This window comes from Superficieibacter sp. (assembly GCF_032071645.1).
In the GTDB taxonomy this organism is placed as follows: domain Bacteria; phylum Pseudomonadota; class Gammaproteobacteria; order Enterobacterales; family Enterobacteriaceae; genus Superficieibacter.
Genome location: NZ_DAMAPU010000015.1, coordinates 61,707 through 87,064 on the forward strand (window position 1 = coordinate 61,707; position 25,358 = coordinate 87,064).

21 protein-coding genes and 1 pseudogene are annotated in these 25,358 nt (G+C 56.4%); 8 read left to right on the plus strand and 14 right to left on the minus strand.

Features of this window, described 5'->3' with window-relative positions; translation table 11 throughout:
* Nucleotides 1–16 precede the first annotated feature (16 nt).
* Nucleotides 17–2,767 (plus strand): two-component sensor histidine kinase BarA, encoded by a 2,751-nt coding sequence (gene barA, locus RT197_RS18815; RefSeq protein WP_312952680.1) that lies wholly within the window; start codon nucleotides 17–19, stop codon nucleotides 2,765–2,767.
* 39 nt (nucleotides 2,768–2,806) lie between these two features.
* On the opposite strand, the gene RT197_RS18820 is transcribed toward barA, so the two are convergent.
* The 8 genes and pseudogenes from RT197_RS18820 to syd all read right to left on the minus strand — a co-directional run bounded on the left by RT197_RS18820 (nucleotide 2,807) and on the right by syd (nucleotide 11,294).
* Nucleotides 2,807–3,949, minus strand: coding sequence for a glycerate kinase (locus RT197_RS18820; protein WP_312952682.1), 1,143 nt, complete (start codon nucleotides 3,947–3,949; stop codon nucleotides 2,807–2,809).
* A gap of 86 nt (nucleotides 3,950–4,035) precedes the next feature.
* Nucleotides 4,036–5,376 (minus strand): glucarate dehydratase, encoded by a 1,341-nt coding sequence (gene gudD, locus RT197_RS18825; RefSeq protein WP_312952683.1) that lies wholly within the window; start codon nucleotides 5,374–5,376, stop codon nucleotides 4,036–4,038.
* 15 nt (nucleotides 5,377–5,391) lie between these two features.
* Complete coding sequence (locus RT197_RS18830; protein WP_312952684.1) at nucleotides 5,392–6,732, minus strand: enolase C-terminal domain-like protein; 1,341 nt, start codon at nucleotides 6,730–6,732, stop codon at nucleotides 5,392–5,394.
* A gap of 2 nt (nucleotides 6,733–6,734) precedes the next feature.
* Nucleotides 6,735–8,087: an MFS transporter gene (locus tag RT197_RS18835; RefSeq protein ID WP_312952685.1), complete on the minus strand. Its 1,353-nt coding sequence runs from the start codon at nucleotides 8,085–8,087 to the stop codon at nucleotides 6,735–6,737.
* Nucleotides 8,088–8,554: 467 nt separating this feature from the next.
* Nucleotides 8,555–9,004, minus strand: coding sequence for a flavodoxin (locus RT197_RS18840; protein ID WP_312952686.1), 450 nt, complete (start codon nucleotides 9,002–9,004; stop codon nucleotides 8,555–8,557).
* A gap of 15 nt (nucleotides 9,005–9,019) precedes the next feature.
* Nucleotides 9,020–9,786: pseudogene (gene truC / locus RT197_RS18845) on the minus strand (tRNA pseudouridine(65) synthase TruC).
* On the minus strand, nucleotides 9,786–10,115 hold the full coding sequence (locus tag RT197_RS18850; protein WP_312952687.1) for a YqcC family protein: 330 nt from the start codon (nucleotides 10,113–10,115) through the stop codon (nucleotides 9,786–9,788). The pseudogene truC and the gene RT197_RS18850 overlap by 1 nt, the downstream one beginning before the upstream one ends.
* A gap of 633 nt (nucleotides 10,116–10,748) precedes the next feature.
* Entirely contained in the window at nucleotides 10,749–11,294 is a 546-nt protein-coding gene (gene syd / locus RT197_RS18855; RefSeq protein ID WP_312952688.1) for a SecY-interacting protein, read from the minus strand.
* A 68-nt stretch (nucleotides 11,295–11,362) separates the two neighbouring features.
* Here syd and queF point away from each other — a divergent pair, with 68 nt between their 5' ends.
* The 5 genes from queF to xni all read left to right on the plus strand — a co-directional run bounded on the left by queF (nucleotide 11,363) and on the right by xni (nucleotide 17,720).
* Nucleotides 11,363–12,208 carry an NADPH-dependent 7-cyano-7-deazaguanine reductase QueF gene (gene queF / locus RT197_RS18860; RefSeq protein ID WP_312952689.1) on the plus strand — a complete coding sequence of 282 codons (846 nt, stop codon included), beginning with the start codon at nucleotides 11,363–11,365 and terminating at the stop codon, nucleotides 12,206–12,208.
* A gap of 114 nt (nucleotides 12,209–12,322) precedes the next feature.
* A complete protein-coding gene (ppnN, locus tag RT197_RS18865) occupies nucleotides 12,323–13,687 on the plus strand; it encodes a nucleotide 5'-monophosphate nucleosidase PpnN (protein ID WP_312952690.1) in 1,365 nt (454 codons plus the stop codon).
* Nucleotides 13,688–14,144: 457 nt separating this feature from the next.
* Nucleotides 14,145–15,434 (plus strand): HAAAP family serine/threonine permease, encoded by a 1,290-nt coding sequence (locus tag RT197_RS18870; RefSeq protein ID WP_312952691.1) that lies wholly within the window; start codon nucleotides 14,145–14,147, stop codon nucleotides 15,432–15,434.
* A gap of 51 nt (nucleotides 15,435–15,485) precedes the next feature.
* A complete protein-coding gene (locus RT197_RS18875) occupies nucleotides 15,486–16,853 on the plus strand; it encodes an L-serine ammonia-lyase (protein WP_312952692.1) in 1,368 nt (455 codons plus the stop codon).
* Between the two features lie 111 nt (nucleotides 16,854–16,964).
* On the plus strand, nucleotides 16,965–17,720 hold the full coding sequence (gene xni, locus RT197_RS18880) for a flap endonuclease Xni (protein WP_312952693.1): 756 nt from the start codon (nucleotides 16,965–16,967) through the stop codon (nucleotides 17,718–17,720).
* An 82-nt stretch (nucleotides 17,721–17,802) separates the two neighbouring features.
* On the opposite strand, the gene rlmM is transcribed toward xni, so the two are convergent.
* From rlmM to RT197_RS18900, 4 genes are all read right to left on the minus strand, one after another.
* Nucleotides 17,803–18,903, minus strand: coding sequence for a 23S rRNA (cytidine(2498)-2'-O)-methyltransferase RlmM (gene rlmM / locus RT197_RS18885; protein WP_312952694.1), 1,101 nt, complete (start codon nucleotides 18,901–18,903; stop codon nucleotides 17,803–17,805).
* Nucleotides 18,896–19,291 carry a DUF423 domain-containing protein gene (locus RT197_RS18890; RefSeq protein WP_312952695.1) on the minus strand — a complete coding sequence of 132 codons (396 nt, stop codon included), beginning with the start codon at nucleotides 19,289–19,291 and terminating at the stop codon, nucleotides 18,896–18,898. Before RT197_RS18890 ends, rlmM begins: the two co-directional genes overlap by 8 nt.
* A 20-nt stretch (nucleotides 19,292–19,311) precedes the next feature.
* The gene (gene gcvA, locus RT197_RS18895) at nucleotides 19,312–20,229 is read right to left on the minus strand and encodes a glycine cleavage system transcriptional regulator GcvA (protein WP_312952696.1); all 918 of its coding nucleotides are present in this window, start codon (nucleotides 20,227–20,229) and stop codon (nucleotides 19,312–19,314) included.
* A gap of 346 nt (nucleotides 20,230–20,575) precedes the next feature.
* Nucleotides 20,576–20,803: a YgdI/YgdR family lipoprotein gene (locus tag RT197_RS18900; RefSeq protein ID WP_312952697.1), complete on the minus strand. Its 228-nt coding sequence runs from the start codon at nucleotides 20,801–20,803 to the stop codon at nucleotides 20,576–20,578.
* A 193-nt stretch (nucleotides 20,804–20,996) separates the two neighbouring features.
* Between RT197_RS18900 and csdA the strand changes: the two genes are divergently transcribed.
* Entirely contained in the window at nucleotides 20,997–22,205 is a 1,209-nt protein-coding gene (gene csdA / locus RT197_RS18905; protein WP_312952698.1) for a cysteine desulfurase CsdA, read from the plus strand.
* Nucleotides 22,202–22,645, plus strand: coding sequence for a cysteine desulfurase sulfur acceptor subunit CsdE (gene csdE / locus RT197_RS18910; RefSeq protein ID WP_312952699.1), 444 nt, complete (start codon nucleotides 22,202–22,204; stop codon nucleotides 22,643–22,645). Before csdA ends, csdE begins: the two co-directional genes overlap by 4 nt.
* On the opposite strand, the gene tcdA is transcribed toward csdE, so the two are convergent.
* Complete coding sequence (gene tcdA, locus RT197_RS18915) at nucleotides 22,636–23,442, minus strand: tRNA cyclic N6-threonylcarbamoyladenosine(37) synthase TcdA (protein ID WP_312952700.1); 807 nt, start codon at nucleotides 23,440–23,442, stop codon at nucleotides 22,636–22,638. The genes csdE and tcdA overlap by 10 nt on opposite strands.
* A gap of 538 nt (nucleotides 23,443–23,980) precedes the next feature.
* Nucleotides 23,981–25,102 (minus strand): murein transglycosylase A, encoded by a 1,122-nt coding sequence (mltA, locus tag RT197_RS18920; protein WP_312952705.1) that lies wholly within the window; start codon nucleotides 25,100–25,102, stop codon nucleotides 23,981–23,983.
* Between the last annotated feature and the right edge of the window lie 256 nt (nucleotides 25,103–25,358).

Sequence of the window (25,358 nt, forward strand, 5' to 3'; positions counted from 1 at the left end):
CCCATAACGGAACTCCATGACCAACTACAGCCTGCGTGCTCGCATGATGATTTTGATCCTGGCCCCTACCGTGCTAATCGGTTTGCTGCTCAGTATCTTCTTTGTTGTCCATCGTTATAACGATCTACAGCGCCAGCTTGAAGATGCCGGAGCCAGCATTATTGAACCGCTGGCCGTCTCCAGCGAATACGGGATGAATCTGCAAAACCGCGAATCGCTCGTGCAGTTAATCAGCGTTCTGCACCGCCGCCACTCCGATATTGTACGGGCGATTTCGGTCTATGATGAACACAATCGGCTGTTTGTGACCTCAAATTATCATCTTGACCCTGACGTGCTGCGCCTGTCCAATGACGAAGCCTGGCCGCGTCGCCTGAAAGTCGTCCGCTCAGGGGATATGATGATCCTGCGTACGCCCATTTTGTCAGAAAGCTATTCACCCGATGAATCCGCCACCTCCGACGCCAAAGCGCCGGACAATATGCTCGGTTACGTGGCGCTGGAGCTGGATTTAAAATCGGTACGGCTTCAGCAGTATCAGGAAATTATTATTTCCACCCTGATGATGCTGTTCTGCATCGGTATCGCGCTGGTGTTCGGCTGGCGGTTAATGCGTGACGTGACCAGCCCGATCCGCAATATGGTGAATACCGTTGACCGTATTCGTCGCGGGCAGCTTGATAGCCGGGTGGAAGGTTTTATGCTGGGCGAGCTGGATATGCTGAAAAACGGCATCAACTCGATGGCGATGTCGCTGGCGGCCTACCACGAAGAGATGCAGCACAACGTCGATCAGGCAACCTCTGATTTGCGCGAAACCCTTGAGCAGATGGAGATCCAGAACGTCGAGCTGGGGCTGGCGAAAAAACGCGCTCAGGAAGCGGCGCGCATTAAATCCGAATTCCTCGCCAATATGTCGCACGAGCTGCGCACGCCGCTGAACGGGGTGATTGGCTTTACCCGTCTGACGCTGAAAACCGAGCTCAATCCGACCCAGCGCGATCACCTCAATACCATCGAGCGCTCTGCCAATAACCTGCTGACCATCATTAATGACGTGCTGGACTTCTCCAAACTGGAGGCCGGTAAACTTCTGCTGGAGAGCATTCCGTTCCCGCTGCGCAGCCTGCTGGATGAAGTGGTGACGCTGCTGGCGCAAGCGGCGCACGATAAAGGTCTTGAGCTGACGCTGAACATTAAAAATGACGTGCCGGATAACGTTATCGGCGATCCGCTGCGTCTTCAGCAGGTCATTACCAATCTGCTGGGGAATGCGATTAAATTTACCGAGCATGGAAATATCGACATTGTGGTCGATAAGCGCGCGCTCAGTCATACCAACGTCCAGCTTGAGGTGCAGATCCGCGATACCGGGATCGGCATCCCGGAGGCTGACCAGTCGCGGCTGTTCCAGGCCTTTCGTCAGGCCGACGCCAGTATCTCTCGTCGCCACGGCGGCACGGGGCTGGGACTGGCTATCACCCAGCGTCTGGTCAACGAAATGGGCGGCGATATTTCGTTCCACAGCCAGCCGAATCGCGGCTCCACGTTCTGGTTCCACCTGAGCCTGGACCTCAATCCGAACGTTATTTCCGAAGGGCCGATGACCCAGTGCCTGATCGGTAAACGCCTGGCTTACGTTGAGGCGAACGCCACCGCCGCGCAATCCACTCTTGATTTACTGACGACCACGCCGCTGGACGTGATTTACAGCCCGACCCTCGCCGCACTGCCGGAGGATCGCTACGATATTCTGCTGATCGGCGTGCCGGTGGCGGTGCGCGAGCTGAGTATGCATCAGGAAAAACTGGTGCGGGCGCGGGCGATGACTGACTATCTGCTGCTGGCACTGCCGTGCCATGCGCAGGTGAATGCGGAGGCGCTGAAGCAGGACGGCGCGGCGGCCTGCCTGCTCAAGCCATTAAACCCGGTGCGGCTGCTGCCCGCGCTGACGGAGTTTTGCCGCATCAGCAACGTCCCGCCGCCGCTGGCTGACGATAACAAGCTGGCGATGTCGGTGATGGCGGTGGACGATAATCCCGCCAACCTGAAGCTGATTGGCGCGCTTCTCGACGATCTGGTGCTGCACGTAGAACTGTGCGATAGCGGGCAGGAAGCGGTCAACCGCGCGAAGCAGATGCAGTTTGATGCGATTCTGATGGATATTCAGATGCCGGAAATGGACGGCATTCGCGCCTGCGAATTAATTCGTCAAATTCCTCACCAGCAGCAAACGCCGATTGTGGCCGTGACCGCGCACGCGATGGCCGGGCAAAAAGAGAAACTGCTCGGCGCAGGGATGAATGACTATCTGGCGAAGCCCATTGAAGAGAATAAGCTGCATAACATGCTGCTGCGCTATAAGCCCGGTCCGCAGATGGCGGTGAATCGGCCCGAAGCGGTAGAGATCCCTGTGAATCAGAACGCCACTCTGGACTGGGATCTGGCCCTGCGCCAGGCGGCGGGCAAAGCGGATCTCGCCCGTGAGATGCTTCAGATGCTGGTGCAATTCCTGCCGGAAGTTCGCGCCCGCGTGGAGCAACAGCTTGCGGGCGAAAGCAGCGACAGCCTGGTGGATATTATTCATAAACTGCATGGTAGCTGCGGCTACAGCGGGGTGCCGTGCCTGAAAAACCTCTGTCAGTTAATTGAACAACAGTTACGCAGCGGCACGCCCGCTGATGAGCTGGAGCCGGAACTGCTGGAGCTGGTAGATGAAATCGACAATGTGACGCGGGAAGCGGGCGCGCATCTCGCCCGGGGTTAAACTTGCGAAAAGGCCGGAGGATGATCCGGCCTGAAAGCATTATGCCAGGCTTTGCCCGGCTTTCAGCACGGCGGCAATATTGCGTGCGCTCATGCGCACGTTTTCACCCGCGTTATCCAGCGCCTCTTCCAGCGTGCAAATGGTGTACAGCACGCTAAATACCGCATCCAGTCCGTGTTCATGAACCACGCCGACGTCAGCCGTCAGGCTTCCGGCAATGCCGATCACCGGTTTGTTATAGCGTTTTGCTATCCGGGCGACGCCCACCGGGACTTTGCCGTGAATGGTCTGACTGTCGATGCGCCCTTCGCCGGTGATCACTAAATCCGCATCCGCAACCTGCTGGTCCAGCTTCAGCGCGTCGGTAACAATTTCAATGCCCTGACGCAGTTGCGCGCCGCAAAACGCGTACAGCGCCGCGCCCATGCCGCCAGCCGCACCGCCGCCCGCCAGATCCAGCACCTGAATATCCAGATCGCGGGCGATAATCTGCGCGAAGTGCTCCAGTGCGCCATCCAGCCGGGGGATCATCGTCTTCGTCGCGCCTTTCTGCGGGCCGAAAATCGCCGTTGCACCTTTTTCGCCGGTCAGGGTATTGGTCACGTCGCAGGCCACTTCAATCCGGCATTCCGCCAGACGCGGGTCCAGCGCGCTGATATCTATCCGCACCAGTGTCTCCAGCGCCCCGCCGCCCTGGGCGATTTGCGTATCCTGTTCATCGAGCAGTTTCGCCCCCAGCGCCTGCACCATTCCGGCTCCGCCATCGTTTGTCGCGCTGCCGCCAATGCCGATGATGATATGCCGGGCACCGGCATCCAGCGCGTGACGGATCAGCTCCCCGGTGCCCCAGGAAGTGGTTTGCAGCGGATTGCGCCGGGCAGAAGGCACCAGCTCCAGACCGCTTGCCGCCGCCATTTCAATAAAGGCGCTCTGCTCGTCGGCGGAAATGCCGTAAAAGCCATTCACCGGCTCGCCAAGCGGCCCGGTCACATTCACATGAATTATTCGTCCTTCCGTGGCGGCGACCATCGCTTCAACGGTGCCCTCCCCGCCGTCTGCCAGCGGCAGTTTCACATACTGCGCGTCAGGGAAGATTTCGCTGAATCCCTGTTCTATCGCGGTCGCCACCTCTAAGGCGCTCAGACTTTCCTTGTATGAATCAGGTGCGATAACAATTTTCATAGGCTGTCCTTACGCGTGTTAACTGCTGTGAGCATACATCCGAAGGAGGGAAAAAAATGCCGGTTCGCGCAGGAACCGGCACCGTATCAACGCACCATGCAGGGGCGCTTGTTATCAAACGTCCAGTTCGGGATCAGGTACTGCATTCCCATCGCATCGTCGCGCGCGCCCAGTACGTGTTTCTGGTACAGCTCATGGGCTTTCATTACCCGATCCATATCCAGTTCAACGCCCAGACCCGGCGTGGTCGGCACCTGCACCATGCCGCCTTTAATTTCAAACGGCTGTCTGGTCAGGCGCTGGTTGCCTTCCTGCCAGATCCAGTGGGTATCGATAGCGGTCACCTTGCCCGGCGCGGCGGCGGCTACATGGGTAAACATCGCCAGCGAAATATCAAAGTGGTTATTGGAGTGAGAGCCCCATGTCAGGCCGAATTCGTGGCACATCTGCGCCACGCGCACCGATCCCTGCATGGTCCAGAAGTGCGGGTCCGCCAGCGGAATATCGACCGATTGCAGGGACAGCGTGTGGCCCATCTGCCGCCAGTCGGTGGCGATCATATTGGTGGCGGTCGGCAGACCGGTGGCGCGACGGAATTCAGCCATCACTTCGCGACCGGAGAAGCCCTGCTCGGCCCCGCACGGATCTTCCGCATAGGCCAGCGTTCCTTTCAGGTATTTGCCGATGCCGATCGCTTCGTTGAGCGACCATGCGCCGTTCGGATCGAGCGTTACGCGCGCCTGCGGGAAACGTTTTGCCAGCGCGACGATCGATTCGGCTTCTTCCTCGCCCGCCAGCACGCCGCCTTTCAGTTTGAAATCGTTGAAGCCGTATTTTTCATATGCCGCTTCCGCCAGACGCACTACCGCGTCCGGGGTCATCGCTTCGTCATGACGCAGACGATACCAGTCGCACTTTTCATCCGGCTGGCTCTGGTACTCGAGCGGCGTCGCTTTGCGGTTGCCGACGAAGAACAGGTAGCCGAGCATTTCCACTTCGCTACGCTGCTGACCGTCGCCGAGCAGCGAGGCCACGTTCACGCCGAGGTGCTGACCGAGCAAATCCAGCAGCGCCGCTTCAATACCGGTGACGACGTGAATGGTGGTGCGCAGGTCAAAGGTTTGCAATCCGCGCCCGCCCGCATCGCGGTCGGCAAAAGTATTGCGCACGGCGTTTAAAGTATTTTTGTACTCGCCGAGCGTTTTGCCCGTCACCAGTTTGGCGGCATCTTCCAGCGTCTGGCGAATTTTTTCACCGCCGGGGATTTCACCCACCCCGGTATGCCCTGAATTGTCTTTAATGATGACGATATTGCGGGTAAAGAAAGGCGCATGGGCACCGCTTAAATTCATCAGCATACTGTCGTGCCCGGCAACCGGGATCACCTGCATGGAGGTCACAACGGGAGTAGAAGTTTGCGTTGTCATTCGTTCATCCTTTTATCAGTGACGGCCGAAAACAGGACGTTTACGGTCAAATGTCCAGCCGGGGATCAGATACTGCATCGGGCCTGCGTCGTTACGCGCACCGCCTGGCAGCTTTTTGTACGCTTCATGCGCACGCTGCACCTGATCCCAGTCAAGCTCCACACCAAGACCTGGCGCGTCCGGGACGGCAATTTTGCCGTCTTTAATTTCCAGCGGATTTTTAGTCAGGCGCGCATCGCCCTCCTGCCAGATCCAGTGGGTATCGATGGCGGTCGGCGTACCCGGAGCCGCCGCGCCGACGTGAGTAAACATCGCCAGCGAAATATCAAAGTGGTTGTTGGAGTGGCAGCCCCAGGTCAGCCCCCAGTCGTCGCACAGTTGCGCCACGCGTACCGCGCCGGAGAGCGTCCAGAAATGCGGGTCGGCCAGGGGGATATCGACCGCGTTCAGCATCACCGCATGGCCCATTTCACGCCAGTTGGTGGCGATCATGTTGGTGGCGACCGGCAGGCCGGTGGCGCGGCGGAACTCGCTCATCACTTCGCGCCCGGAGAAGCCCTGCTCGGCTCCGCACGGATCTTCCGCGTAGGTCAGCACGTCATTCAGCCCTTTGCACAATGCGATGGCTTCATCAAGCAGCCAGGCCCCGTTGGGGTCCACGGTAATGCGCGCGTCCGGGAAGCGTTTCTTCAGCGCGCGGGCGGTGTCGATTTCCTGCTCGCCTGGCAGCACGCCACCTTTCAGCTTAAAGTCCCTGAAGCCATAGCGGTCCTGCGAAGCTTCCGCCAGCCGCACGACCGCCTCGCTGTTCAGCGCTTCCTGATGGCGCAGGTGATACCAGTCGTGCTGGCCTGGCGTGGTCTCCAGATACGGCAAATCGGTTTTAGTACGGTCACCGACGTAGAACAGGTAGCCGAGCACCGTAACCGCATCGCGCTGTTTGCCCGGTCCCAGCAATTCACAGACCGGCACGTTCAGGGTTTTACCGAGCAGATCGAGCAGCGCCGCTTCCAGCGCGGCGACGGCATTCACCCGCAGTTCGAAGGTCCAGGCACCTTTGCCGAAGGTGTCGAAGTCCGCGGCCTGGTTGCCTTTATGAACCCGCTGTACCACCTGGTTCAAGCGGGCAATTTCCTGACCGATGACCATCGGGATGGCGTCGGTCAGCGTTTTGAGGATCACCTCGCCGCCGGGCGCTTCACCTACGCCGGTATTACCGGCGCTGTCGGTGAGCACGACGATGTTACGGGTGAAGTAAGCGTTATGTGCGCCGCCGATATTCAGCAGCATACTGTCATGACCGGCCACCGGAATGACCTTCATGTCAGTAATAATGGGACTGGATTGCATGGTCATGTTTACCGTCCTGCTACAGGTTTAAGTTCAACACGTTTGATATCGCCGACCAGCACCAGATAGCTGAGTACCGCCACCAGCGCGTGGATACCGACGTAAATCAATGCCCCGTTGAAGGAGCCAGTAGTGCCGACGATGTAACCGATAGCGATAGGCGTCACGATGCCGGAGATGTTACCGAACATATTGAACAGCCCACCGGACAGACCGCTGATTTCTTTCGGCGCGGTATCCGCCATCACTGCCCAGCCCAGCGCGCCAATGCCTTTACCGAAGAAGGCCATCGCCATAAAGCCGATAATCATCCATTCGGCGCTCACGTAGTTACAGAACACCATTACCATGGAGAGCATCATCCCCAGCACAATCGGGGTTTTACGGGCGATGTTGAGCGAGCCGGTTCGCCGCATCAGCCAGTCGGAAATGATCCCGCCCAGCACGCCGCCGACGAAGCCACAGATGGCCGGAACCGATGCCACAAAGCCCGCTTTCAGAATTGACATGCCGCGCGCCTGCACCAGATACACCGGGAACCAGGTGATAAAGAAGTAGGTCAGCGCGTTAATGCAGTACTGGCCGAGATAAATCCCGATCATCATCCGCGAACCGATCAACTGCTTGATCTGCCCCCACTTGACGCTCATCGGCACTTTTTGCTGATCTTTCTTCTGATCCATATTGATCAGCGCGCCGCCTTCGGCAATGTACTCCAGCTCTTTTTTGTTCACACCCGGGTGCTGATTCGGCTCATAGATCACTTTAAGCCAGATGAAACTGATGATGATCCCCAGCCCGCCCATAAAGAAGAAGACGTGTGACCAGCCCACTTCATGCGTTAACCAGCCCATAATCGGGGCGAAAATAACGGTGGCAAAATACTGCGCGGAGTTGAAGATGGCGACGGCCGTTCCCCTCTCCTGCGCCGGGAACCACGCCGCGACGATGCGACTGTTGCCGGGGAAGGAAGGCGATTCAGCGAGGCCGACGAGGAAGCGCAGGGTAAACAGCGCAACGATGATGCCGAAGCCGCTGAAGATATCCACGAACCCTTGTAACAGGGTAAACAGTGACCAGATGAAGATCGACCAGAAATAGACGCGTTTTGAGCCGAAGCGGTCAAGCAGCCAACCGCCAGGGATCTGGCCTATGACATAGGCCCAGGAAAAGGCAGAGAAAACGTATCCCATCCCTACCGGGTCCAGCCCGATATCTTTTGCCATTTCGGAACCGGCAATCGACAGGGTGGCACGGTCGCCGTAGTTGAAGGAAGTGACGATAAACAGCATCACCACAATCCAGTAGCGCGCGTTAGTCCGCTTTTCAGCGGCGCTCGCCGTATTGCTTAATGAACTCATTGTTGTACTCCTGAATCATAGCCCGTAGCTACGTTCATTCTGAACAGCACAACCGTAGGGTAATCAGAATGACGTGTTGATGTTTTCGCAGTTTTTTTACATTGGGTCGTTAATGCCCGGCGTACTGCGTCTTTTTTGACTGACAGGAAAAGTATAAGAAGAGAGGTATGCGCCCTCACCGTGCATGAGCACAGCATTAACAGGGGCGCGCACAGGGATTTATGGCGTTAGCACAACGCAGTGGGCGGTGCTTCACGGAAATGAAAATCGATAGCGATTAAAGGGTGGACAGCGGGAACGGCATTGCAGGAGTGTGAAACAGCTCTCTTGACGCGGTGAAAAGGCCCGCCAAAAATCCCGTTTTTTACATGGTTGTCACCGACGTGAAATTGCCTCAGCCAGCATAAAATAAAGCCGGTTCGTGATGACCGGCTTACGGGCAAGCGCGCGGGAGAAGGGCTGCCCCTTTATTTGATGAGTGCGCCCCACTGCTCCACCCACGGGCTGGAAACCGTCTCTGGCTCAGGATCTTCGCTGGCATCAATCAGCAGCACTTCACCGATACGCTGACCGTGCTGTTCCTGAAGTAACGCATCAAATTTCTTGCCGCCGCCGCAGAAGTGGGAGTAGGTACTGTCGCCGAGCGCAATCACTCCGTAACGTAATTCAGGCTGATAGCCGAGCTTATCGTGGATACCCTGATATAACGGCACAATGCTGTCCGGCAGTTCGCCCTGACCGGTGGTGGAGGTCACCACCAGCGCGTAGCCCTCTTTATAGGGTTCCCAGTCCGCTAGCTGCGGATCTTCAAAAACTCTGGCGTGGTGGCCCTGCGCGTTAAGGATGGCTTCCGCCTCTTCCGCGACCAGCAGCGCGTTTCCGTACATGGTGCCTACAAAAATGCCAATCTCAGCCATTACTTCACTTCCTGATTATGCGTCGGTGCCGTTATCCTGGCCGCAGTCTGACGGAAACTCAACCCTTTCATTATCGGGGAGAAGATGACGCCAGCCGAAATGGGTCAGCGCGTTCATCCAGACCGGGTCCAGCCCGGCCTGCAACACCAGCGGCTGCCCGGTAAACGGGTGCGTCAGCGTAAGCTGACTGGCGTGCAGCATCAGGCGCTGGCAGCCAAAATGTTCTGCCGCAGATCGCCGTGCTTGCTGTCGCCGATAATAGGGTGGCGCAGATGGGCCATATGGCGACGAAGCTGATGCTTACGCCCGGTTTTCGGCTCCATTTCCACCAGGGAATAGCGGGTAGTCGGATAGCGCCCGGTCGCCACCGGCAGTTCGGCGGTGGCGAGCCCCCGATAATGCGTGACCGCAGGCTGCGGATCTTTATTTTCGCGGGCGTATTTATCGGCAATCTTGTCCAGCTCCTCCACCAGCGGGTAGTCCAGCAGCGCGTCATCCGTCAGCCAGCCGCGCACGATCGCATGATAGCGTTTTTGCATCTGGTGCTGCTCGAACTGCTGCGACAGCAGGCGGCCCGCCTCGCTCGACAGGCCCATTAACAGCACGCCGGAGGTAGGGCGATCCAGGCGATGGGCGGTAAAAACATGCTGACCAATCTGGTCGCGCACGGTCTGCATGACCACCACTTTTTCATCGCGATCCAGCCAGCTACGATGCACCAGCCAGCCGGACGGTTTATTTACCGCCACCAGCCATTCGTCCTGATAAATGATTTCCAGCATCAGGCCTCTTCGTCCGCAAAAAAAGCGTCCAGTTGCTGTAGCGTGGGCAAAATGTGCTCGCGCATCGGATGTGCGGCATCAAGGGCGATTTCGTAGTACGGCGCGATGGCAAAACTCTGCGGCAGCGGCTGTCCGCTGTCGAGCAGCACGTGCATCCGGGGGATCAGCACCCACTGAAGCCATTCCAGCGGCTCCAGGGTATCCATGCAAAACGGCTGGGTACTGTCAAAAACGCTGGCGTCCGGCGCGGCGCTCTGCCAGTGGTGGTGATGGCGCAGCAGCGCTTCAATGATGCCAAGCTGCTCGCGCACGCTATCGTGGAGTGTCATAGAAACCTCAACAAAAGAAAACTGGCGCGAAGAATAGCATTTGTTTGCGGGAAACAAAAAAAGGGGGCACTGTAAAAACAGTGCCCCCGATTCGTTTCGCAGCCGTCCCGCTACTTTTTTTGATGCTCCCTGCTCATCCGTGACAACTTTTCCTGTGGGTCTCCTGACCCGTTCATCCTTAAACAGCGCATCCTGCAACACACCACCCCGATGTGATTACACTTGTTCCCTAAGCGTTCCTGGCCATCCTGACCCGTCGGACATCCTGACCGACTCACGTTCTCCGTCCTGGAGGTGTCCTTGCTATGCTTCCTGCATATCCCTTAACTTCATCCTGAAGCCTTCCCTGAAGCACCGTCCTGGTGTATCCCTGCGAAGCGTCATCATCCTGATAATCACTTCTTAACGCCACTCCCTGTCGGCGAACATAGAATCGTCTATTCCTGTCAGTCTTACAACCAGCCTTAAGCCAATGTCTTAAGTAAAGGTCGTCCCGAAAATATGACTATACAAATCATTCTATTGATTTATAAGAGATTCTCAAAGATTGCGATTAGACAATTCGCATGAACGCGCTGGCGATCTCTCACAGGCTTTGTGAGAGATCTCTTACAAGATCATAAGGGCAATGGATTACAAAATCGGTTCCAGGCAGGTAAGAAATTCCGCAAGCGAAGGGGCAAGGACGCTACGTTTACGCGTTCCCAGCGTTTCCTGGATCACTTCCCCGCTCAGATTGCAGACCGAAATGACGTCCAGCTCGCTGTCCAGCGTGGCAATAAACAGCGTTGGAGCAAGCTTAAGGCGTTTCTGCGTCACCAGATGACCAATCAGGTTTTCCTGAACGCGGCGAAAATCGTCTTCGCTCCAGGTCTGGAGCAGCATTAACGCCTGCGTGCCGAAGCGTGCGGGCATATCCCCGGCGTACTGCGTGGTGTAAAAAGCGTGAACGGCGGGCTGGATGATGAGATCCATCGCCCGCTCCACCGCATCCAAATTTTGCTCGCCGGTAAACGGCTGCGGCTGCCAGAGCACGACGTGGCTGGATGATGAAACAATACAGGGCGACGCCACGCCGTGTAGCTCCTCGCTCTGCGGCCAGCTTTCATGCTGCTGACGCCATGCGTCGCAGTAACGGTCGGTAAACGCGCCCAGCGCTTGTGCGGTCTGTGAGTCCACTGATTTCTCTCTTTCGGTCTGCCAGGATACACTTGCGCCATAGTGTACCTGCTTTATAACGGTGAAACATGTCTTACAGTGAAAACCATCAGGCGCTTGCGGGCCTGACCCTCGGTAAAGCCACGAGCTACCGCGATACCTACGATGCCAGCCTGCTTCAGGGCGTGCCGAGAAGTCTCAACCGCGATCCGCTGGGGCTGAAAGCCGACAGCCTCCCCTTCCACGGCGCGGATATCTGGACGCTGTACGAGCTTTCCTGGCTCAACGCCAGAGGGCTACCGCAGGTGGCGGTCGGCCAGGTGGAGCTCGATCACGCCAGCACCAGGCTGGTGGAGTCAAAAAGTTTCAAGCTGTACCTGAACAGCTTCAACCAGACGCGCTTTGCCAGCTGGGACGACGTTCGCGAAACCTTACAGCGCGACTTAAGCGCCTGCGCACAGGGTGAAGTGCGGGTGGATCTTTACCGGCTAAGCGAGCTGGAAGGCCATCCCATCGCCACGTTCAATGGCGTTTGCATTGACGATCAGGATATCGATATTGATAACTATCAGTTTAATGCCGATTACCTCGCGGATGCGGCAGAGGACGAGGTGGTTGAAGAGACGCTGGTCAGCCATCTGCTGAAATCGAACTGCCTGATCACCCATCAGCCCGACTGGGGTTCAGTGCAAATTCAGTATCGCGGCCCGGCGATTAACCGTGAAAAGCTGCTGCGCTATCTGGTTTCTTTCCGCCATCACAACGAATTTCACGAGCAGTGCGTGGAGCGCATTTTTAACGATATCCAGCGTTTCTGCCAGCCGGAGTCATTAAGCGTTTATGCCCGCTACACCCGTCGCGGCGGGCTGGACATTAACCCGTGGCGCAGTAACACACACTTTACGCCCGCCACCGGCAGGCTGGTGCGCCAGTAAGTTATTTTTTTCACAATATCTGCGGCTGGTCACCGGTCGCGGGTTGTGAAAAGGGGCGTGCGGAGGCTATTGTAATCAGAGGGAGCGGCGATTTTCGCCCCATAAGGAGTTCACTTGATTACACATGTAAGCCCTCTCGGCTCAATGGATATGTTATCGCAACTGGAAGTGGATATGCTTAAGCGCACCGCCAGTAGCGACCTTTATCAACTGTTTCGTAACTGTTCACTTGCCGTTCTTAACTCAGGGAGTCTGACTGATAACAGTAAAGAGTTACTGTCACGTTTTGAGAGTTTTGATATTAACATTCTGCGTCGCGAGCGCGGCGTCAAACTGGAACTGATTAATCCGCCGGAAGACGCGTTTGTGGACGGGCAAATTATCCGTTCATTGCAGGCCAACCTGTTCGCCGTTCTGCGCGATATCCTGTTCGTCTACGGTCAAATCCACAATACCGTCCGCTATCCTGACCTCGATCTTGAAAGCTCCAGCCATATCACCAACCTGGTATTTTCGATCCTGCGTAACGCCCGCGCGCTGCACGTTGGTGAAGCGCCGAGCATGGTGGTGTGCTGGGGGGGTCACTCCATCAATGAAAAAGAGTATCTCTACGCACGTCGCGTCGGCACCCAACTGGGGCTGCGCGAGCTGAATATTTGCACCGGCTGTGGGCCGGGCGCGATGGAAGCGCCGATGAAAGGCGCGGCGGTCGGCCACGCGCAGCAGCGCTACAAAGACGGACGTTTTATCGGCATGACCGAACCGTCAATCATCGCCGCTGAGCCGCCTAACCCGCTGGTCAATGAACTGATCATCATGCCGGATATCGAAAAACGTCTGGAAGCGTTCGTGCGTATTGCGCACGGCATTATCATCTTCCCCGGCGGCGTGGGTACGGCGGAAGAGCTGCTTTATCTGCTCGGTATTCTGATGAATCCGGCTAACAAAGAGCAGGTGCTGCCGCTGATCCTCACCGGGCCAAAAGAGAGCGCCGACTACTTCCGCGTGCTGGATGAGTTTATCGTCAGCACCCTCGGTGAAGCGGCCCGCCGTCATTATCAGATCATTATCGATGACGCCGCCGAAGTGGCCCGTCAGATGAAAAAAGCGATGCCGCTGGTGAAAGAGTGCCGTCGCGAAACCGGCGACGCCTACAGCTTTAACTGGTCCATCCGCATTGCGTCGGATCTTCAGCAGCCGTTTGAACCGTCGCATGAAAATATGGCTAATCTGAAGCTGTATCCCGATCAGCCAATTGACGTGCTGGCCGCCGACCTGCGTCGCGCCTTCTCCGGTATTGTCGCGGGTAACGTGAAGGAAGTGGGCATTCGGGCGATTGAAAAATACGGTCCCTACAAAATTCACGGCGACAGCGACATGATGCGCCGGATGGACGATCTGCTTCAGGGTTTTGTCGCCCAGCACCGCATGAAGCTACCCGGCTCCGCCTACATCCCCTGTTACGAAATCTGCAAATAACTCACCAGGGCGACCCATAAGTCGCCCTTATCGCTTGCGTCTGTTTTAATCCGCATGAATCGATTCCCTGCCCGCCGCATCCGGTGACTTATTTGATTTAATTATCTTAAAGCCCGCATAAACCCCATCAAAATCAATTTTTACAGCGAAAACTGCGTAACTCTTCCCGCTGACTTTCATTTTGCGTGCTACAGATGGTAGCCTTCGCGCCCATAAACTCTATGTGGGTAAAAAATGGCAGTTCGAAGGTCTAAATAACCTCACATAAGAAGTAGATTATTGTAATTGGGATCGCGATCACTGATGCATTCATAACATAAATGTATCTTTCGCGGCGAAAATAGTTACGGGCAAAAATTATAAAAAAACGCTTACGAAACGAATTTTATGTTACCGATTTGTTGTTTTGCATTGTATTTGACCAGAAAAATGACTTTAGATCCCTCAGGAGAAACAGATGGAAACCACTCAAACCAGCACCATTACCTCTGCAAAAGCGCAGAGTACATGGCGTAAAACAGACACCATGTGGATGCTGGGCCTTTACGGCACGGCGATTGGCGCGGGCGTATTGTTCCTGCCCATCAACGCAGGCGTTGGCGGTATGCTGCCGCTGATTATCATGGCGATTATCGCTTTCCCAATGACCTTCTTTGCGCACCGTGGCCTGACCCGCTTCGTGCTTTCCGGTAAAAATCCGGGCGAAGATATTACAGAAGTCGTGGAAGAACACTTCGGTATCAAAGCTGGCGCGCTGATCACCGTGCTCTACTTCTTCGCCATCTACCCGATCCTGCTGGTGTATAGCGTGGCGATCACCAACACGGTGGAAACCTTCATGACCCACCAGTTGATGATGACCCCGCCGCCGCGCGCTATTCTGTCGCTGATCCTGATTGTCGGCATGATGACTATCGTGCGCTTCGGCGAGCAGATGATCGTGAAGGCGATGAGCATCCTGGTGTTCCCGTTCGTTATCGCTCTGATGCTGCTGGCGCTGTACCTGATCCCGCAGTGGAGCGGCGCAGCGTTCGAAACCCTGTCTTTTGATAGCGCAGCGTCCACCGGCAACGGCCTGTGGATGACTCTGTGGCTGGCGATCCCGGTCATGGTTTTCTCCTTCAACCACTCGCCGATCATCTCCTCTTTTGCCGTGGCAAAACGTGAAGAGTACGGTGTGGACGCCGAGAAAAAATGCTCCCGCATTCTGGCCTTCGCCCACATCATGATGGTGCTGACGGTAATGTTCTTCGTCTTCAGCTGCGTACTGAGCCTTTCCCCGGCCGACCTCGCAGAAGCAAAAGCGCAGAACATCTCCATTCTGTCTTATCTGGCGAACCACTTTAACGCGCCGATCATTGCGTGGATGGCCCCGACCATCGCCATTGTTGCCATCACTAAATCCTTCCTTGGCCACTACCTGGGCGCGCGTGAAGGCTTTAACGGCATCATTATCAAATCCTTGCGCGGCAAAGGTAAATCCATCGAAATCAACAAACTGAACCGCATTACCGCGCTGTTCATGCTGGTAACGACCTGGATTGTCGCCACCCTTAACCCAAGCATTCTTGGCATCATCGAAACCATGGGCGGCCCGATTATCGCCATGATCCTGTTCCTGATGCCGATGTACGCGATTCGTAAAGTCCCGGCAATGCGTAAATACAGCGGCCATCTCAGCAACGTCTTCGTTGTGCTGATGGGCCTGGTTGCCATGTCCGCGATCTTCTACTCGCTGTTCAGCTAATCCCCCCGCGCCATCTTCGGATGGCGCGCTTTATGACCTCATGGACGCATTATGATTAGCGTTTTCGATATTTTTAAAATCGGCATTGGCCCTTCCAGCTCGCATACCGTTGGCCCGATGAAAGCGGGTAAACAATTCACCGACGATCTGATTGCTAAGGGCATCTTGTTCGACGTTACTCGCGTGGTGGTGGATGTTTACGGTTCGCTTTCTCTGACCGGTAAAGGCCACCATACGGATATCGCCATTATCATGGGACTGGCAGGAAACCTGCCGGACAGCGTGGATATTGCGGCGATCCCTGCTTTTATTCAGGACGTGAATACCCACGGACGACTGCTGCTGGCGCACGGCGAGCACGAAGTAGAATTCCCGGTTGATCAATGCATGAACTTCCATGCCGACAACCTCTCGCTGCATGAGAACGGAATGCGCATCACCGCGCTGGCGGGCGAGAAAGTGGTGCACAGCCAGACGTATTATTCAATCGGTGGCGGATTTATTGTCGATGAGGCCCACTTCGGCCAGTCCGACGATGCGCCGGTCAGCGTGCCGTATCCGTACAAATCGGCGGCGGACCTTCAGCAGCACTGTCGCGACAGCGGCCTGTCCCTGTCCGGGCTGATGATGCAGAACGAACTTGCCCTGCACTCAAAAGCGGAGCTGGAGCAGCATTTCAGCAACGTCTGGGCGGTGATGCGCGGCGGCATTGAGCACGGCAGCACCACCGAAGGCGTCCTGCCGGGCAAACTGCGGGTGCCACGTCGCGCCGCCGCGCTGCGCCGGATGCTGGTCAGCCAGGATAAAACCACCAGCGATCCGATGGCGGTCGTGGACTGGATCAACATGTTCGCGCTGGCGGTAAATGAAGAAAACGCCGCCGGTGGGCGCGTAGTGACGGCACCAACCAACGGCGCGTGCGGAATTGTTCCGGCAGTACTGGCCTACTACGATAAATTCATTCGCGAAGTAAATGCTAACTCGCTGGCCCGTTACCTGCTGGTGACCAGTGCAATTGGCTCGCTGTATAAAATGAACGCGTCGATTTCCGGGGCAGAAGTGGGCTGTCAGGGTGAGGTCGGGGTGGCCTGCTCAATGGCGGCGGCGGGCCTGACCGAACTGCTGGGCGGTAGCCCTGGTCAGGTGTGCATCGCGGCGGAAATCGGCATGGAGCACAATCTCGGTCTGACCTGCGATCCGGTCGCCGGACAGGTCCAGGTGCCGTGCATTGAGCGTAATGCTATCGCGGCGGTGAAAGCTGTAAACGCCGCGCGGATGGCGTTACGCCGTACCAGTGAGCCGCGCGTATGCCTCGATAAAGTCATTGAGACCATGTATGAAACCGGCAAAGACATGAACGCCAAGTACCGCGAAACCTCGCGCGGTGGGCTGGCGATGAAAATTGTCACCTGCGATTAAAGCCTCCTCAGATGCCTCGTTTTGCGAGGCATCTTCCTGATTTTCCCTCGCTTTGTAGCCTCCGACTGTTCGCGGTGATACCCTTCATAAAGGTTTCAAAGGAGGATGCCCGTGACCGTTCACCTACTCATTGTCGATGCGTTAAATCTGATCCGCCGAATCCATGCGGTGCAGGGATCGCCCTGCGTGGACGCCTGCCAGCACGCGCTGGAGCAGTTGATCCTGCACAGTCAGCCAACGCACGCGGTGGCGGTGTTTGACGATGAAGCGCGCAGCGCCAGCTGGCGTCACCAGAAGCTGCCCGAATACAAAGCGGGCCGCGCGCCGATGCCGGACGATCTGCAAAAAGAGATGGCGCAACTGCGTGCGGCGTTTGCCCGCAGCGGCGTGCGCAGCTGGGAATCGGCGGGTAACGAAGCCGACGATCTCGCGGCGACGCTGGCGATGAAAGTCGCGCAGGCCGGACATCAGGCGACAATTGTCTCCACGGATAAAGGCTACTGCCAGCTACTTTCGCCGGAAATCCGCATCCGCGATTACTTCCAGAAACGCTGGCTGGATGCGCCGTTCATCGCTCAGGAGTTCGGCGTGACGCCGCAGCAGCTCCCTGATTACTGGGGACTTGCCGGGATCGGCAGTTCAAAAATCCCCGGCGTGGCGGGCATTGGTGCGAAAAGCGCTACCCAGTTACTGACGGAATTCTCCACGCTGGAAGAGATTTACGCCCGTCTCGACGAGGTGCCACAGAAATGGCGTAAAAAGCTGGAGGAAAATCGCGAGATGGCGTTTATTTGCCGGGAGGTTGCGCAGCTCCGTGCGGATTTGCATATTGACGGGAATTTGCAGCAGCTTCGACTGCGCAGATAGTTTGAGGTGTGACGAGGGTGCGGCAATTCACAGGAAAGCGCTGCCAGCGTCACACTGGCAGCGTGTCGAAAGAAGTTTAGCCTTAACGCTCGTCGCGACGACCGCCGACGGCGGCCCACATCCGGCGAACGTGCACGGTCACTTCTTCCCGATCGTGATACAGCTGACGCGCCTGGATCTGGGCGTTAATTCCCTGTTCATCCAGTTTTCCCTGAATATAAGCCAGGTTATGCGACACCTCTTCATAGCGCTTTTTCATAGGCAGCTTGAGGTTAAAAATAGTTTCGCGACACCAGCCGTTTACCAGCCACTGCGCCATCAGCGCGGCAACTTTGGCGGGCTTCTCCACCATATCGCAGACCATCCAGGAGATGTTATTGCGGGTCGGCTTATACTTAAATCCGTCTTCACGCAGCCAGGTTACCTGGCCGGTATCCATCAGGCTTTGCGCCATCGGACCGTTATCCACCGAATAAACCCACATATTGCGTTTCACCAGCTGATAGGTCCAGCCGCCGGGACAGGCACCGAGATCGACGGCGTACATGCCGTTTGCCAGACGCTCGTCCCACTCATCCGCCGGAATAAACACGTGCAGCGCTTCTTCGAGCTTAAGCGTTGAGCGACTCGGCGCATCGGCGGGAAACTTCAGCCGCGGAATGCCCATATAGAACGGGGAATTATTATTGCTGTACGAATAGCCGGTATAGCAGCAGCCCGGCGCAATAAAGAACACATGGACCACCGGACGCTTTGCGGTTTCGTAGCTGGTCAGCACTTTCGCCTCGCGCAGCGCGGCGCGTAACGGCACGGTAAATTTACGGCAGAACTTCATCAGTTCTTTGCTTTCGTTGGTGTCTGCGACTTCGACCCGCAGCTCGCCGCCCTTCTCTACCACGCCCTGCAACATGCCGACAATCGGCGTAATGCGATCTTCCGGCGGCAGATTTTGCAGCAGCTCACCGGCCACAAACATCTGGCGGGCAAAAATCAGCGAGCTAAAAGGCAGCCCGGAAGCCAGTTTGTCGGCCTCTTCCGGCTGGTAGCATTCGAAAATAACGTAGCCCGCGTTCTCTTTCACGCGCGCAAAGCCAAACACTTCCAGACGGGCGGCTTTATCGGTAATTTCTGCCGCGCACTCTTTCTCAAAACCGGGGCGACACAGTAAAACAAGCTTATTCATGAACAATGCCTTTACGCTTCAAACGAATTGCGCCAACTAACATGAGCGCCCAGCCAGCAAGAAAACATACGCCGCCTACCGGCGTGACGAACGCCCACAGGCGCAAATGCGAAAGCGCCAGACAATAAAGGCTGCCGCTGAACAGCACCGTGCCAAGCGCCAGAAACACGCTGCTCCAGTAAAACCAGATGCTAATGCGGCGCTGCATGGCAACCGCCAGCGCGAAGATGGCAAGGGTGTGAAATGCCTGATATTCAAGGCCGGTATTCAGCCAGCCCATTTCGGCGGGCCCCAACGACTTACTTAACACGTGTGCGCCAAACGCGCCCAGCGCCACAAAAATAAAGCCACTAATCGCGGCGAAAATCAGCATGAAACGGCTGGTCATGGTTATTACCCTAAAGTCATTTATTGTTCGTAACGAAAGCGGAATTTTTCCTGCTCGCTGGCTGCTTTTGCCAGGATCCACTGACGAAAAGCGGCTATTTTACCCAGTTCTGCCTGACTGTCATGACAAACCAGATAAAACGCATTCTTACTGACCAGAACATCATTAAACGGGCAGACCAGGCGGCCCGCCTCGATTTCAGTTTGCGCCATCACGTTATTTGCCAGCGCCACGCCCTGCCCGTGAATTGCGGCCTGGAGCACCATCGCGCTATGGCTGAAAATCGGTCCCTGCTGGACATTAATATGATTCAGGCCCAACTGGCGAGTGTAGGTCTGCCAGTCGCGACGGGATGCATCATGTAACAGCGTATGTTGCGCTAAATCGGCAGGCGTTTTCAACGCTTTCTCGCCGGTCAGCAGGACAGGCGCGCACACCGGGAGCAGATATTCGGCGTACAGTTTTTCAACGCGCAGGCCGTGCCAGTTTCCCCGTCCGTAAAAAATGGCGACGTCAACATCGTCCGCCAGTTTGTCTTCTTCACGATCGACCGCCTGAATTCTGACGTCAATTCCCGGATAAGCTGAGTTAAAGCTGGAGAGACGAGGAACCAGCCAGTGAATCGCAAAACTGGGCAGCAAACTCACCGTCAGCGCCCCTTTGGCACTGCGCGATTGAAGTTTACGTGTTGCGTCGGTTAATTGCGAAAATATCTCTTTTATATCCTGGAAATAACTCTGCCCTTCTTCGGTCAGCAATAGCGATCGATTACGTCGGCGAAAGAGCTTCAGCCCTAAGAAATCCTCAAGAGACTTGATTTGATGACTGACTGCAGCCTGGGTCACAAAAAGCTCATCGGCGGCGCGAGTAAAACTTAAATGCCTGGCGGCTGCATCAAATACACGTAATGCATTGAGAGGGGGTAATCGCTTTGACATAGGGATTCTGGCTCAAATGTTAACGCAAATTAACAAACAGGACACGGGGTGTAACCTATTAGTTTTTTTTATCTGAGCCATTATAATTTGTCCGTTGAGCTTCTACCAGCAAATACCTATAGTGGCCGCACTTCCTGAGCCGGAACGAAAAGTTTTGTTGGGATGCGTGTTCTGATGAACTTTTGGCTTACGGTTGTGATGTTGTGTTGTTGTGTTTGCATTAGGTCTGCGATTCAGGCCTCGGTAGCCTGGCTACCTCTTTCACTTCCTGTACATTTACCCTGTCTGTCCATAGTGATTAATGTAGCACCGCAAAATGCGGTGCTTTTTTTTGCTTATTTAGTGCTTATTTTTCCAGAGCAACCATCTCTTTCACATCAGCACGGTTGATCTGCTGCTTGTTACCGTTGGCATCCTTGTAGGAAATCATGCCGGTATCGTTATCCGTCACCGGTTTCCCGTCAGAAACGATGGTGCGGCCATCATTGGTATGCATTACATAGTTCGGACCTGAACAGGCGCTCAGGGCAAAAGTCAGCATACAGGCAGAAATAATTGCGGCAGTCTTTTTCATCTTCTTCTCCTTTTAGCAATAAATGCTATAGAACCATCATTTAGTAACAGGCAAAAACATTCACCTAACAGATATCAGCATAACCCACCGTGGGAAACCTGCCAGGATTACAGGATAATTCCGATGGTTTTCAACATGCTTGCGCCGGGGAATGAATTGCGCGACGATCCCGCTGACGATGATGAGGAGTGCTATGACTACGTTCAATCCTGCGCAATTTCGCGCGCAATTTCCGGCGCTGGCTGATGCGGGCGTTTATCTCGACAGCGCGGCTACCGCGCTTAAACCGCAGGCGGTCATTGATGCCACGCAGCAGTTTTACAGCCTGAGTGCCGGGAACGTACACCGCAGCCAGTTTGCCGAGGCGCAGCGTCTGACCGAGCGTTATGAAGCGGCGCGCGACCGGGTGGCCCGGCTGTTGAATGCGCCTTCAGGCAAAAATATCGTCTGGACGCGCGGCACCACCGAAGCCATTAATATGGTGGCCCAGTGCTACGCCCGCCCGCGCCTGAAGCCCGGCGATGAGATCATCGTCAGCGAGGCGGAGCATCACGCGAATTTTGTGCCGTGGCTGATGGTGGCGGAGCAAACCGGTGCGAAAATCGTCAAACTGCCGCTGGGCGCGGACTATTTACCGGACGTCGCGCGCCTGCCAGAAATCATCACCCCGCGCAGCCGCATCCTGGCGCTGGGTCAGATGTCCAACGTTACCGGCGGCTGTCCGGATCTGGCGCAGGCCATCAAAATCGCCCATGCCTCCGGCATCGTGGTAATGGTTGATGGCGCGCAAGGCGCGGTTCACTACCCGGCGGACGTACAAAAACTGGATATCGACTTCTACGCCTTCTCTGGCCATAAACTTTACGGCCCTAACGGTATCGGCGTGTTATTCGGCAAAGCGGAGCTGCTGGAGAGTATGTCGCCGTGGCTTGGCGGTGGAAAGATGATCACCGAAGTCAGTTTTAACGGCTATAAAACCCAGCCGGTGCCTTATCGCCTGGAAGCGGGAACGCCAAACGTGGCGGGGGTGATTGGCCTTAGCGCCGCGCTGGAATGGCTGGAAAACACCGACATCGCCCAGGCTGAAAGCTGGAGCCGGGGTCTTGCCACGCTTGCCGAAGATGCGCTGGCGAAGCGCCCTGGCTTTCGCTCCTGGCGCGTGCAGGATTCCAGCCTGCTGGCCTTTAATTTTGCCGGCGTTCATCACAGCGACATGGTGACGCTACTGGCGGGCTACGGCATCGCCCTGCGCGCCGGTCAGCACTGCGCCCAGCCGCTACTGGCGGCATTAGGCGTGGACGGCACCCTGCGGCTCTCCTTTGCGCCTTATAATACACAGAACGATGTTACCGCACTGGTCAGCGCCGTTGACCGTGCTCTTGCGATACTGGTGGATGAATGACAAGTGCAGCCCTCGCCGGACATCCGTTCGGCACCACGGTCACGGAAGAGACGTTAAAAAATACCTTCGCCCCGCTCAGTCAGTGGGAAGATAAATATCGCCAGTTAATCCTGTTAGGCAAACAGCTTCCGGCGCTGCCTGACGATCTACGGGCGCAGGCGCGGGAAATTCCCGGCTGTGAGAATCGGGTATGGCTGGGCTGGCGCGTCTCCCCGGAAGGAAAACTACACTTTTTTGGCGACAGCGAAGGCCGCATCGTGCGCGGCCTGCTGGCGGTGCTGTTGACCGCCGTGGAAGGAAAACGCGCTGCGGAATTACTGGCGGGCGATCCGCTGGCGCTGTTTGATGAACTGGGGCTGCGCAACCAGCTTAGCGCGTCACGTAATCAGGGACTGAACGCGCTCGGCGAGGCGATACTGGAAGCCGCGCGTCAGGCCTGACGCGCGGCCTTTGCCATCATCTTTTTCAGCGCATGGGAAACGGCGATGAATCCAAAGGTCGCCGTTACCATCGTTGCCGCACCAAAACCGGACGCGCAGTCCATCCGCTTTGGCCCCTCAGCGGTGCTTTTCATCGCGCAGACGGAGCCGTCCGACTGTGGATACACCAGCGCTTCGGTGGAAAATACGCAATCCACGCCAAGCTTGCCTTTGCTGTTTTTAACGATGCCAAAATCACTTTTCAGCCGCTCGCGCAGTTTTGCCGCCAGCGGGTCCTGAATGGTTTTCGCCAGATCGCTGACCTGGATCTGCGTCGGATCGATCTGTCCGCCCGCCCCACCGGTCGTCACCAGCGGAATTTTATTCCGGCGGCAGTACGCAATCAGCGCAGCCTTCGGGCGCACGCTGTCGATGGCGTCAATAACGTAGCTGTAGCCCTGATTTATATAGCCTGCGACGTTTTCCGCCGTGACGAAATCATCAATGACCGTTACCCGGCATTCCGGGTTGATCTGGCGAATGCGTTCGGCCATCACCTCAGCTTTTGCCAGGCCTACGGTTTCACGCAGGGCGTGGATCTGCCGGTTGGTATTGGTGACGCAAACGTCATCCATATCAATCAGCGTGATTGCGCCAATACCGGTACGCGCCAGCGCTTCCGCCACCCATGAACCGACGCCGCCAATCCCCACCACGCAGAAATGCGCGTCGGCGAAAAGCTGGAGCGCTGACTCACCATATAAACGTGCGGTGCCACCAAAGCGCTGACGCCAGGCATCGCTGATTACTACAGACATAGAACCTCAGAATGTGAAAACTGTAAGTGCGGAGGGGATTTGGCCCTCTGATTTTTTGGCGACGAGGGGGGGGGCTTTCCCCCTCTCCCTAACCCTCTCCCGCCGGGAGAGGGGACCGATCGCGTTCGTGGTTAGGTCCGCCGATTTTCTCCACCTCACGCTGGTTGCGTCCGGTGCCGCCCTTCTCCCTTATGGAGAGGGTTGGGGTGAGGGGGAGCGTTAGCCTGCCTTCCCCCACATTGAAGGATCAGCCGCTAAACACGTTACCCGTCCCCAACGCCGCCCTTCGCCTTCTCCCCGGGGGAGAGGGTTGGGGTGAGGGGATGCGTTAGCCCGCCTTTCCCACATTGAAGGATCAGCCACTAAACACGTTACCCGTCCCCAGCGCCGCCCTTCTCTCTCTCCCTCAGGGAGAGGGTCGGGGTGAGGGGGGCGTTAGCCCGCCTCCCCCACATTGAAGGATCAGCCACTAAACACGTTATCCGTCCCCAGCGCCGCCCTTCTCCCTCTCCCTTAGGGAGAGGGTCGGGGTGAGGGGTTAGCCGCTGAACACATTCCCGCCGCTGCTGCTAAACACGTTACCCGCCCCCGGCGCTGTTTTCAGCACCCAGACGCGACCGTAGTGATTATACCAGCCCGCGCGATGACCGGCCTCAGAACCAATCCCCTGATAAATATCAAAGTGCTGGCCTTTAATCGCTCCGCCCACGTCCAGCGCCACCATCAGGCGCAACTCGTACTGGCCGCTAAATTTGCCGTTGTTATCCAGCAGCGGCACTTCCGCCAGCAGCGTGGTCCCCGCCGGAATAATACTCCGGTCAGAGGCGACCGACGCGCGACCAATCAGCGGTACGGCGCTCGCGCCCTTCACTGGCGCATAAGACTGTGGTTTAAAGAATACGAAAGAAGGATTCTGCTCCAACAGCTCCTGCACCTGCGCTTCGCTGTGGGTTTCTCCCCAGTGGCGGATCGCCTGCATCGACATATCTTCCCGCTTCACTTCGCCACGGTCGATCAACACTTTACCGATACTGCGGTAGGGCCAGCCGTTTTTGCCGGAATAACTAAAGAAGTTCAGCGGCGAGCCGTCGCCAAAATCGATATAGCCGCTGCCCTGCACATCCATGATGAAATTATCCATCAGTGAATTACTGTATGCCAGCACATAGCTGTCGCTCAGGCCGCCCGCATAAATGCTCGCCCGTGAAGGCAGCTTCCCGCGCTTCGGTGGCATCCGGTAGATAGGATACTGGAACTCGCCCTGACGCGTGTGACGAGCCTGCACAACGGGCGTGTAATAGCCGGTGAACTGCACGTTACCGTAGTTATCAGTGCCTTCCATCTGCCAGGCATCAATCCCATACTGCCGCATGGTGCGCGTATCCCCGCCTGCCCGCAGCCATTCCTGGATGGCGTTATACACATTACTCTGCGAACCATAAAGACGCGGCGAGGCGCTGCGGATCTGGCTTACCTGCTCGGCAAAATCACCGGCATTAATCGGCGCGCCGACGGCTTCCGGCTGATTCACCAGGGAGAAAGGCTGGGTTAATTTCCCGTCTTTATACTGTTGACCGCGATCGGTCGGTTTGGAACTACAGGCTGCCAGCATGGCAATCATTGCGCCTGTCAGCAGATACTTACCCCAACATCCTTTCATATTATTCATCTTTTCGTTACCCGGGAGACGTGTTGAAGATAACAAACCCCACCCTCTAATGAAACGCAGATACGTAACCAGAAACGAATTCCGCTTAAAAAGTGAACCATCCGTCCTCTTTTTATACAGTCAGTGACATAATTGTGACTTCTGTTGAAAAAAGGGTTGCATCAGAAAGCCAGGAGAGTATAGTGCGCTTCCACGGACGCGGGGTGGAGCAGCCTGGTAGCTCGTCGGGCTCATAACCCGAAGGTCG